General features: G+C 49.0%; 1 protein-coding gene. It reads right to left on the reverse strand.

The window, feature by feature from the left end; all coding sequences use genetic code 11:
• The coding region (gene gloA / locus ACYP03_RS25455) for a lactoylglutathione lyase (RefSeq protein WP_459782600.1) at positions 1-294 on the reverse strand (294 nt) is incomplete at its 3' end.
• Between the last annotated feature and the right edge of the window lie 10 nt (positions 295-304).

Genomic DNA, 304 nt, shown 5'->3' on the forward strand with positions numbered 1-304 from the left:
GTTCCCCCCTGAGGCTTTAATGGCCTCACAGGTGGTATAGATATCCTCGACACCAATCGCGATATGACCATAAGCGTTGCCCATGTCGTATTCACTGGTGCCCCAGTTATAAGTGAGTTCGATGACAGCACCTTCAGATTCATCTGCATAACCGACAAACGCCAGAGTGTACTGATAGGCCTCGTTATCCGACTTTCTTAACAGCTTCATGCCCATGATGTCTGTGTAGAAAGCGATTGAACGGTCCAGATCACCCACGCGTAACATGGTGTGCAGAATGCGTCCGTTTGCCATTTTTCTCTCC

This window comes from Photobacterium sp. R1 (assembly GCF_054600795.1).